Below are 11,081 nucleotides of genomic sequence, written 5' to 3'. Positions count from 1 at the left end.
TTCAGGCTATCAAATTTCATTTCAAATCCATAAAAATGGCTCAATGTGTGTGATATTAATGAGTAATAAACTGAATAGGCGGAAAAAGTCCAGTATCTATAGTTATGACCTAAGCTTACTTGTTGTTGAGATATGATAATATCATTATAATACTATTATCATATGTACCCGTGAGAACATCACTATGTTAGCGATTCTAGAAGCAAATAAAGCAGGCCTTCTCCAGCCAAAACACTGGATCAATAATATTATTGCTGGAGTTATTGTAGGTGTTGTTGCTTTACCGCTTGCTATGGCATTCGCAATTGCATCGGGAGCTAAACCAGAACAAGGGCTCTACACCGCTATTGTGGCTGGATTGTTTGTTTCGATATTTGGGGGAAGTCGACTTCAAATTGCAGGACCAACGGGTGCATTTATCGTTATTTTATCTGGTATTACAGCAAAATACGGCATTGAAGGCTTACAAATTGCAAGTATGATGGCAGGGGTAATGTTGCTATTACTTGGTTTGGCTAAAATGGGAACTATTATTAAATTTATACCTGATCCCGTAATCGTTGGTTTTACTGCAGGGATTGGCATTATTATCTGGGTAGGGCAATGGAAAGATTTTTTTGGGCTACCTGCTGTTAATGGGGAACACTTTCATACTAAATTGATCCATTTAATTCAAGTGCTTCCTCAGTTCCACTTAGCAACTACTTTGCTAGCCGTTCTTGCAATCATATTAGTTGTCTACAGTCCAAAAGTGCCAATGCTAAAACGCGTTCCTGGGCCTTTGGTGGCACTGATCGTTACGACCTTAATTCAAGTAATATTTCAATTCAAAGGAATCAAAACAATTGGTACCGCTTTTGGCGGGATTCCTCAGGGGATACCTGGGTTTGCACCTCTTTCCGTCACATGGGACAAAATCATTGAGTTAATTGGTCCTGCATTTACAATTGCTATGCTTGGAGCCATCGAGTCGCTTTTATCTGCTGTGGTTGCTGATGGCATGGCTGGTACTAGACATGACTCCAATCAAGAACTAGTGGGTCAAGGCTTGGCCAACATTGTAGCTCCTTTGTTTGGGGGATTTGCTGCCACAGGTGCAATTGCACGAACAGCAACTAATATTCGTAATGGTGGTACAAGTCCAATTGCGGGTATTGTGCATTCAATTACCTTAATCATTATTTTATTGATATTGGCTCCTTTGGCGGTCCATATTCCATTGGCCACATTGGCCGCTATACTTTTTGTGGTTGCTTGGAATATGAGTGAAGCGAAGCATTTTATTAAAATGTTACATCGGGCTCCTTTGGCAGATGCAGTGATTTTGTTGATTACATTTGTACTGACTGTTTTTGTTGATCTGGTAGTCGCAGTTAATATTGGTGTCATTCTGGCAACACTCCAGTTTCTTCGAAGAATGGCAACCAGCGTTGAAGTTCGTCAGGCGACAGAGCAGGAGTTGGTACAGGAGTTTGCACACAAAGGGTTTATCACTTTGCCACATGGGGTGTTAGTTTTTGCTGTTGAAGGCCCTTTCTTTTTTGGCGCTGTCGAAAATTTCGAACGTGCTTTAGCTGGAACACATACCGATCCAAAACATCTTATTATTCGACTTAAATGGGTTCCTTTTATCGATATAACTGGGCTGCAAACTTTAGAAGAAGTTATTAAAGATTTACAAAAGCGTGGTGTCAACGTCATATTGTCTGGTGCTAACAACCGAGTTAAGGGAAAATTGCAAAAATCTGGGCTTATCGATTTGATTGGAGAAAAAAATAATTTTTGCACTTTTGATGAGGCATTAGCCTTTCTAAAAGAAAGCATTCATGAATTAAGTGAAGCTTCATCTTTCCAGAAAATTGCTGTAAGCGACTTTGCTCAGAATGTGCAGAATACAGATTAAGAAAATTTTTGATCATCAGCCTACGGAAAGAAGATAATTTACTCATTTTTTTCTTGTGGATTAAGAGCTGTGTCTGTACCTTCTTCAAGATAACGGACCTCGTGTTTCTCAAGATACTCTCGAATTAATTGTCTGACAACTTGAGATGGAGTCAAATCTTGGGAAGCGCATAGCTTTTCAAACGCCTGTTTTTTTTGCGGATCCATTAGTACGGTAAAACGCGCTGTCTTATTTTCCACTTATTATTGCCCTCATGTTTATAGGTAAAACATATTATAATCACATTATAAATGTTGTAGAAACATCACTTTTTAGTAAGAAGCGAAAACTTTCATTGGCTTATCAGAGAAATTGATCGTTATTATTGTGGTTTTTTATTAAATCTCTAGATAGTGGCAGTACACTTTCCTATTTTTCTATGAAATAAATTCTTGCATCCTTGATAATATTTACTCAAAATATCTTTTGCTTTATCTGGTTTTAGAATGGTACCAAAATTCACATAACAGGGGTGTTGAGATGAAACATACGTTAACTATTTGCGTATTTGATCATACTGTAGAAGGTAATCCTTTTTGGCATGGTTCTTTTTTTCTATCTAAATTGAATGAAAGTAAACAGTTGCTTGAGGTCACAGAGACTTGGGGATTTTATGGTGTAACAAGTACAACTGATAAAAAGAGCTGGTGGGGTAAATTAAAAACTAAATTTGCTTTGGATGTTGATTTTCAAGGTAATCATGGAATACTCACTCACGAAGAAGTTCGATTTATGGATCTTGGTCATGGGTTGCATGGATATACTTTTGAACTCACTGAGGAGCAATTTAATGAGATACAAAAAAGATGCATTAAAGCAGTAGCTGATCAAGAGGCTGCCATTAAAGAAATTGTAGGTTCTGAAATCCCATCGAATCCATCGCAAAAGGTGAGATTTTATAAAGAAGAACCGGTATCCAAGCATATTTTTGAGATAGAAAAATACAAAGCAAAAATGGAGGGACGTGCTTCCCGGCTAAAGCCATTTGATTTACATGTGTCATTTGGTTTTTGGGGACCCAGTCTTGAAAAATCTCATACTTGTAAAAGTGAAGCTCTTAATCTGTTAGAAGGGATATTAACAGAAGAACAACTTGCACCTTTTAAAGCTACTTCCTTGCCTCGATTTATACGTGGTTTAGAGCCTATTCTGTTACATAGTACTGGTAAATTGCGCACTCATACCCGAAGTTCTGGCAAAGAAGTTTTCTATCGTGATAGACGCGATGAAGATGTTAAATTGTATTGGAGTGTTCCTCCTCAACATGTTGATGCTTTGTCAACAGACACACTAGATTTATTATCTATAGATAAAGAATATGTTACAGAGGTTAAGAGCACTGTAAGTAAGTTGCAACGTTTGGAATGGTCATTACGAAATGCTTCTTTGCCTACTCGATACCAAGAATATAAAGATAATTTAATTGATAAAGTTATTGCTTGTTATAAAGCATTTGCTATTGTGGAGCCTAAAAAAGATACAAAAATATCAGGGTGGCAAGGATTTGCTCTTTCTCTATTCTCATTACCAAGAAGTAGAGAGGAGAAAAAATTACAAGAAAAAATTCATCAGGCCAAAATGCTTTTAAATTCTATTTACATGGCAATTGTTGATGGATGGATAATTGACGAGAAGTATCCTTCCGAAGTATCTGCCACTGAAAATGATGAAGATTATAATCCGCTTGAAGCAGTTGTTTCTTATTTATCGATAGATGATAAAAAACAACTTTGCCAGATATTAGGGCGCAGTTATATCGAGAGTGAAGAAGATGAAGACGTGAGTGACGAGTCACTTTCAACAGTACCTTCAGTCGCAGCACAAAGATAGTTTACAAGAGCAATTCTCGGCGAAGAGTTGCTCTTTTTTGATTAATGTTTAACATTCATAAAATTCTTGTTTCACAATTCATTTAGTATCATAATCAAAAACAACAATGTGTTTTTTTAGGCCAAGTTATTCTGGGGGTCAGAATGAGCTTTTTCAAGTGAGTTTTTTACTGTTTCTCCTGATAAGTATAAAGGTACTTTTCTTCTTGAAAAAAGAAAATATTGTTCATGGACGTTTATCAACTGATTCAATAAATAAGCGCTAATTTAGTGAGAAAATAACATGAGTACTAAATCATTCGAGGACAAGAGAACTATGGCTAATCGTATACATCAAAATTTCATTACGGCGGAAGAAAAAGCAAAATCTTTTTGCAATAAGTTGGATGTGTTGCAAAAAGAGCTTTACTCGGCAAAAACAAAAACCGAATTTGATAGTGTAGCTAAAAAATTAATTACTCAGGGAAAAGATGCGTATCAGTTTTTATCAACACTGGCAGCAGGGAAAGAACAGGAGGCTAGGTTAGCTTTAATATACGGTTCTAAATATGTAGGACAGCTTTCAAAATACATGGGCGTAAAAAAAAGCATTTTAGAAAAAAATGAGTCAGCTGCTCTTGAAGAAACGTTGAAGAATTTAACTGATACTCAAAAGAATGAAGTTCGTAGCTTTATTAAGAGCTTGAAAGAACTTGAGATACTTTCAGAAACTCTTATGAGTCAAGAAGAGAAATTGAAAGAGCGCCTTAGTCAAGCAGATTCAGCAGATGTGATTGATATGATTGAGGCTGAAATTTTAGAGAAGAATAATCTTATGGAAGGTTCTTTGAATCGGCTCATCTCTTATCCTCAAGATGAGGCTGTAGCTGGAGCACTTGTCAACTTTTTGCAAATGAATGAGCGTCTTTTAAATATAATGCAATCATTTGATATACACGCGTCCTTAGAAGATGATCTATCAAATGCGAGGGCAGCGCTAGCGGGAAATAACAGATCTTTAGGTGGTTAAGGGAGTTGCCAATTGAGTTTTTGTACAAATATATAGAGCTAAAGGCTATTATGAATAATAGCCTTACAGAGCAAATTTGATTGGGGTGGCTCACGATGTCATGTAGGCAGAAGATGCCATCTTGCGTATTTGGGCGTTATTCAAAATTTTTAAAAAGAGTCATCTTTTGCTTTTATATGTTGCAACTCATGTTAATTTTTTTTGCATAGACAACTCGAGCACACTCAATTTTAAAAAAAGATTAATATAGCCTTAACGAAACTCACTTTGTATTCCTTCCGGTAATATGCTATTCATTTTATTCATTTTGATATCACTTAAGGTTAAGTTTTATGTGCAAAAATAATACACATAGTATGGATAGTTGACTGATTTTCAAATGCCCTTTTGGCTAAAAATCAATAAAACTACTAGATAGTGAGAGTTATTATGTTTGAGGAATTAATAAAAATCTTAGGAGATAAGGTAACAATAAAAAAAGACATTAGTGGCGCAATTGCATTGAGCAAACATATTGCATATCAAAAACATTTATCACCTATTTTATCTCTTTTAAAAAATGCACCTGAAAACAGTATTGATGTAGTTGTTTGCAATCAATTAATGAATAAGTTTAATAGGGATTGGAATTTTATATGTGCTGTTTACAATTTATTAATTACTAAAGAAGTAGCTAATGCAGCCAGCATTAATAGTTTTATTACAATGGCAGGAAAAAATAAAAAGTTTGAAGCGGCACAAAATGCATTTGAATTTGCTAAAACAAGAAAATTAGTTAATGAGATTACATTTAATAGTTTCATTGTTGTTGCAGGAAAAAATGGACAGTTCCTTGCAGCACAAAATGCATTTGAATTGGCAAAAACATGGAAATTGACCAATGCCATTACCTTCGCGACTTTTATTGATGTAGCTGGAAAGCATGGACAATTTGAAGTGGCACATAATACCTTTGAATTAGCAAAAAAATGTAGATTGCTCAATGAAGCTGCCTTTTCTAGTTTTATTGATGTAGCTGGTAAAAATGGACGATTTGAATTGGCGCATAATGCTTTTGAGTTAGCTAAAAACTGTAAACTGGCTAATGAAGTCACTTTTGCAAGTTTTATTGATGTAGCTGGTAAAAATGGACGCTTCGAAATAGCACAAAATACTTTTGAATTGGCTAAAAGCAGAAACTTAGCAAATCAGATTACTTTTAATAGTTTCATTAATGCAGCAGGAAAGAATAAGCAGTTTGCAGCTGCACAAAATGCGTTTGCACAAGCTAAAGAAAAAAGATTGCTTGATCGAGTCACATTCGCAAGTTTTATTGATTTAGCAGGGAAGAATGGTGAATATGAGGCAGCTAAAAACGCTTTTGAGTTAGCTAAAGAATGGAAACTAATTAATGAATTTACATTTAATTGTTTCATTAACATAGCAGGAAAAAATAGACAGTTTGAAGCAGCACAAAGAGCTTTTGAATTAGCAAAAAAAATGAGATTGGCTAATGCAGTTACATTTACTAGTTTTATTGATATAGCCGGAAAAAATGGACAACATGAGGCGGCGCAAAATGCTTATGAGTTAGCTAGAAAATGGAAATTAGCGGATCATTCAAATGTTATTTATTAAGAATATCGTACTAAGCTTTAGAACGGCTTCAATGCTTCTTCAGTCCGAGACGTGTGCTTAGCAGAAAACTCATCTTTTCTAGCAAAAAACACCAGCATTAGAAATAGTGGGTTACTTAGGTTGTTACAGAAAACAAACGAACTGGCATGTTACCAGTTCGAAGTTATAAATTCAGATAATTATGCAGCCATTGCTTTTACACGTGCTACTAAACGGCTTTTAATTCGTGAAGCTTTATTTTTATGAATCAAACCTTTTCCTGCAGCTTTGTCAATAATAGGTTGTGCTTTAGTATAGGCAGCTTGAGCAGCTTCTTTATTACCTGATTCAACAGCTTTAAGCACATTTTTGATGTAAGTGCGGAACATAGAACGTGCACTGGCATTATGTTGACGCAGTTTAACGTTTTGGCGAGCACGTTTGATTGCTGATTTAATATTTGCCACTTAAAAATCTCCACTCATTCAGTAGGTACAAAAGATGATGATCATGCACAACAAGATACAAATTGTCAATATAATTTATTTGTTTACTCATGGAAAATCAAATTTTAATTCCCTTATAACCAAGAGACTGAATGTCTAAGATGCTCATTTTTTTCAGGTTATATTAGGGTATTTTGACAATGGGGTTCTCCTGCTTACGTGCCACGCTTTTATCTGGAGTTACAAGAAACCAATATTGGTTCAAATGGATTTAGCATTTTTGAATCAAGATCATAATAAGCGAGGCTTAGGGGACAGAATAAATTGCCAACAATACCTAATTTTCTTTCATACTAGGAGGTACTGATTTTTGTCCAAAGCTCTTTATTGTGTTTCACTTTTGGGACATCTATAATTGCATTGCAAATTTCATCCATAATTTACAGGATATTAATGAATACCAGTATTAAAGAAACTTCAGACAAACCTACTGCAGAAGATTACTCACGGATAATGAATTTTATAGGACAAAATTTATATTCTTCTTTAGTTGAATCTATGGAAAAACTCCCTCCTCATTTCCATAATCAAAAAATGGTTTGTAATGCATTATCTGCTTTTTTAGTGAATGTTATTTATCAGCAGTCTTCTGGAAATAGTGAGTCATGCCAAAAAATGTTTGGGGAGATTACTGAAATTATCGAAAGCCAATTAAATAATATTACTCCAGCCACAAAGGCATAATTATAACAGAGTTGAGTTTTATTTATGTGCAGCATAAAAGGCATTTTATGCTGTTGATGTCGTTAAATGGATCAAAGACAGTATATCGAATTCGTTGAGTACAGTTTGATTTTGCTTTGTTTGTTTCTGAGTGATGAATGATTGTTTCACTTCTCATGCGTTATAAGATTATGTAAGAGAATGGATTTAGGTATATCATAAGATATCTTTCGTTTTATTTTAAAATTATGTCAGCAACAGATGCAGAAATTATGGTACCTAAACGACAAAGCTTATTGCGCTCAACTACGCTAGTATCAGTGATGACTTTTATTTCACGGGTTGTTGGTTTTGTACGTGATATGGTCCTTGCCAATTTTTTTGGTGCTCAAGCAGGCATGGATGCTTTTTTTGTTGCATTTCGTATTCCTAATTTTATGCGTCGTTTATTTGCGGAAGGGGCTTTTGCGCAGGCATTTGTTCCTGTACTCGCAGAATATCAAAAAACACGCACTCCAGAGGATGTTCGTGTTTTTATTGCTCGTATTGCTGGATATTTAGGATCTATTCTCAGTGTTGTTACTTTAATTGGAATATTTGCAGCACCTGTGATTATCTTTTTGTTTGCTCCTGGATTTAGCCACGATAGTAGTCGTGCATTATTGGCTACAGAAATGCTGCGTATTACCTTTCCGTTTTTGATGTTAGTTTCTTTAACAGCTATGGCTGGAGCAGTGTTAAATACCTATGGTTATTTTGCAATCCCCGCATTTACTCCGGTCTTGCTTAATATCTGCATGATTCTTGCAGCGATTTATTTATGCCCTCATTTGCCTACCCCTGTAGTTGGTTTAGCGTGGGGAGTCCTTATTGCGGGAATTATACAATTAATTTTTCAAATTCCTTTTTTATATCAACGTAATTTATTGGTAAGACCACGTGTAGTTAGAGATGATGCAGGGGTTAATAAAGTACTAAAATTAATGATCCCTGCCTTATTTGGTGTTTCTATAGCTCAGCTTAATTTAATGGTTGACAGTATTTTTGCTTCTTTTCTAAAAGTGGGCAGTGTTTCTTGGTTATATTATACCGATCGTCTCACTGATTTCCCGTTAGGTGTTTTTGGAGTGGCTGTTGCTACAGTAATTTTGCCTCACTTATCTAGAAGATATTCTGAACAAAGTATAAGTCAGTATTCGAGTGCATTAGATTGGGGATTACGATTAATTTTGCTGATTGGAATTCCTGCTGGTTTGGGGTTGTGCTTATTTGCAATGCCTTTAATCACCAGCTGTTTTGCATACGGTAAATTTACAGTCTATGATGTGCTACAAACCCAGAAGAGTTTAATTACTCTTGGGGCAGGTGTTCCTGCTTTTATGATGGTTAAAGTTTTGGCTTCAGGTTTTTATGCACAACAAGATATCAGTACGCCAGTTAAAGTAGGCGCTATTTGTATGGTAATGAATACTTTATTGTGCTTTTTGTTTATTCGACATTTTGCTCATGCCGGTTTGACTTTGGCTTCTGCATTAGCAGGTTATATAAACTGTGGCAGTCTATTGTTTTTACTGATTAAACGTGGAGTATTCAAACCTTCCCCAGGATGGTTAAAATATAGCATCCAATTAATTTGTGCTAATATTGCAATTAGTGTTTATTTAATTTTTACGACTGAAACAGTAAGTTATTGGCTTAGTTTTTCTCCAATAAAACGTTTAAGTGTATTATCACTGCATGTATTGGTGGTAGTAGTCATTTATTTGTTGGTTTTAGGATTAACAGGGTTAAGAGCTTCTCATTTTCGTGGCCAAGTGAAGGAATAAGAAATATGCAAGCAAAATTATTTTATGAAACTCAGAGTGATAGAGCTATTCCTCTTTATTTGATTTCACAGGGGCAGTGGGAAGAGCAGAGTAGCAAACTAACGTCTGCGGAACGAAATTGTTTTGCTTTACATCAATTTAAAGGAAATATAGGTGATTCTTGTTTTATCTTTAATGCAGATGGTCTAATTGATAAAGCCTATATAGGCTGTGGTAATGAAAATCAGGTTCAAGCGATGGCTAATGCGGCTCTATTACTTCCTCCTAGTACTTATAAAGTACAGGGCTTCTGTTCTCAAGAGGCATTAATGAATTGGGCTTTAGCACAATATTGTTTTGAAGCCTACAAGAAAAACGAAACTGAGCCACGGATTTTGGTAGTCAATTCAGATGATTTAAATGATCTCTTAAATTTAGTACAAGCTCAATTTTTAGTTCGAGATTTGATTAATAAACCAACTAGTGATTTAGGGCCAAAAGAGATGGCTGGAGTAGTTGAGCAATTAGCTAAAACACATAATGCACAATTTAAACAATGGGTTGGAGAGGAATTAATCAAAGATAATTTTCCAGCTATCCATGCTGTAGGACGTGCTTCTAAATCTGCACCACGTTTGTTGTCGTTAACTTGGGGTGATGAGAATCATCCCCGTGTTACTCTGGTAGGAAAAGGAGTATGCTTTGATAGCGGTGGTTTGGACATTAAATCAGCCTACGGAATGCGTCTTATGAAGAAAGACATGGGGGGAGCAGCACATGTAATTGGCCTTGCACAGTGGATTATGACGCGTCATTTACCTGTTCGATTACACATGCTGATTCCTGCAGTAGAAAATTCTATAGGACCTGATGCATTTAGACCAGGGGATGTTTTAACCATGCGTAACGGTTTAACTGTGGAAATACACAATACTGATGCGGAAGGTCGTTTGATTTTGGCTGATGCTTTAGTAAAAGCATGCGAAGAACAACCTGAATTATTAATCGACTTTGCTACGTTAACTGGCGCTGCTCGAGTTTCAGTGGGTAGTGAAATCGCTGCATTTTTTACGAATAACAATAAGATTGCTACAGAAGTGAGTGATGTTTCTTTGAAAGCAGTCGATCCTGTTTGGCGTTTACCGTTATTTGATGCTTATGAAGAGATCCTTCGTTCCAATGTGGCTGATTTAAGTAATGCAAGTGACCATCCATATGCCGGAGCCATTGTTGCAGGATTATTTTTGCAGCGATTTGTGTCAAAGACTACCTCTTGGATACATCTTGATATTATGGCATGGAATTTAAGCAATAAACCAGGTAAACCGGAAGGTGGTGAAGCGATGGGATTTCGTACAATTGCCGCATATTTGTTGCAAACTTACGGATGATTATAGGATAAAAAATTAAAAGGAGATTTTAATGTTGGTTACGTTTCATACTGATGCTTATGAGGACATTACGTATTTTGCGGATATAGCCAAGAGTTTACTTTCTTTAATGGGACATAGCGGCGCTATCCCAGGAGCAATCAAATCTGAAGATCTTCCCGAGGCTTTGCTGAATTTACAATCTGGTCTTAAAAAAGAAGAAAAAACAGTGGAAGATGATGAGGAAAATGATGAAGAAATTAGTTTGAAAAAACGAGCTATTCCTTTAATTGGTTTATTACAAGCAGCCATTAAAAAGGATAAAGATGTGCTTTGGGATTGATCAGAATAACCTGAACAG

The 11,081-nt window shown here is 35.8% G+C and carries 10 protein-coding genes; 8 read left to right on the top strand and 2 right to left on the bottom strand.

The window, feature by feature from the left end; genetic code table 11:
• Nucleotides 1–184: 184 nt before the first annotated feature.
• Entirely contained in the window at nucleotides 185–1,903 is a 1,719-nt protein-coding gene (locus Lsan_RS18205; protein ID WP_058515537.1) for a SulP family inorganic anion transporter, read from the top strand.
• Between the two features lie 38 nt (nucleotides 1,904–1,941).
• Here the strand turns inward: Lsan_RS18205 and Lsan_RS18200 are convergent, their stop codons facing one another.
• Nucleotides 1,942–2,142: a CopG family transcriptional regulator gene (locus Lsan_RS18200; RefSeq protein ID WP_058515536.1), complete on the bottom strand. Its 201-nt coding sequence runs from the start codon at nucleotides 2,140–2,142 to the stop codon at nucleotides 1,942–1,944.
• 280 nt (nucleotides 2,143–2,422) lie between these two features.
• Between Lsan_RS18200 and Lsan_RS18195 the strand changes: the two genes are divergently transcribed.
• The 3 genes from Lsan_RS18195 (at nucleotide 2,423) to Lsan_RS18185 (ending at nucleotide 6,397) form a co-directional block, all read left to right on the top strand.
• The gene (locus tag Lsan_RS18195; protein WP_058515535.1) at nucleotides 2,423–3,772 is read left to right on the top strand and encodes a hypothetical protein; all 1,350 of its coding nucleotides are present in this window, start codon (nucleotides 2,423–2,425) and stop codon (nucleotides 3,770–3,772) included.
• Nucleotides 3,773–4,087: 315 nt separating this feature from the next.
• Entirely contained in the window at nucleotides 4,088–4,780 is a 693-nt protein-coding gene (locus Lsan_RS18190) for a hypothetical protein (RefSeq protein WP_058515534.1), read from the top strand.
• A 429-nt stretch (nucleotides 4,781–5,209) separates the two neighbouring features.
• Nucleotides 5,210–6,397 carry a hypothetical protein gene (locus Lsan_RS18185; protein WP_058515533.1) on the top strand — a complete coding sequence of 396 codons (1,188 nt, stop codon included), beginning with the start codon at nucleotides 5,210–5,212 and terminating at the stop codon, nucleotides 6,395–6,397.
• Nucleotides 6,398–6,576: 179 nt separating this feature from the next.
• On the opposite strand, the gene rpsT is transcribed toward Lsan_RS18185, so the two are convergent.
• Nucleotides 6,577–6,843, bottom strand: coding sequence for a 30S ribosomal protein S20 (gene rpsT / locus Lsan_RS18180; RefSeq protein WP_058515532.1), 267 nt, complete (start codon nucleotides 6,841–6,843; stop codon nucleotides 6,577–6,579).
• Nucleotides 6,844–7,275: 432 nt separating this feature from the next.
• On the opposite strand from rpsT, the gene Lsan_RS18175 reads away from it, so the two are divergent.
• From Lsan_RS18175 to Lsan_RS18160, 4 genes are all read left to right on the top strand, one after another.
• Nucleotides 7,276–7,566, top strand: a complete 291-nt coding sequence (locus Lsan_RS18175; protein ID WP_058515531.1) for a hypothetical protein — start codon at nucleotides 7,276–7,278, stop codon at nucleotides 7,564–7,566.
• Nucleotides 7,567–7,793: 227 nt separating this feature from the next.
• The gene (gene murJ / locus Lsan_RS18170) at nucleotides 7,794–9,371 is read left to right on the top strand and encodes a murein biosynthesis integral membrane protein MurJ (RefSeq protein ID WP_058515530.1); all 1,578 of its coding nucleotides are present in this window, start codon (nucleotides 7,794–7,796) and stop codon (nucleotides 9,369–9,371) included.
• A 5-nt stretch (nucleotides 9,372–9,376) separates the two neighbouring features.
• Nucleotides 9,377–10,741: a leucyl aminopeptidase family protein gene (locus Lsan_RS18165; RefSeq protein WP_058515529.1), complete on the top strand. Its 1,365-nt coding sequence runs from the start codon at nucleotides 9,377–9,379 to the stop codon at nucleotides 10,739–10,741.
• Between the two features lie 31 nt (nucleotides 10,742–10,772).
• Nucleotides 10,773–11,063, top strand: a complete 291-nt coding sequence (locus tag Lsan_RS18160; protein WP_058515528.1) for a DUF1840 domain-containing protein — start codon at nucleotides 10,773–10,775, stop codon at nucleotides 11,061–11,063.
• Nucleotides 11,064–11,081 lie beyond the last annotated feature (18 nt).

Source organism: Legionella santicrucis (assembly GCF_001468135.1).
Classification (GTDB): domain Bacteria; phylum Pseudomonadota; class Gammaproteobacteria; order Legionellales; family Legionellaceae; genus Legionella; species Legionella santicrucis.
Note: the sequence above shows the minus strand (reverse complement) of the source record. Positions and strands in the feature narration are given on the sequence as shown.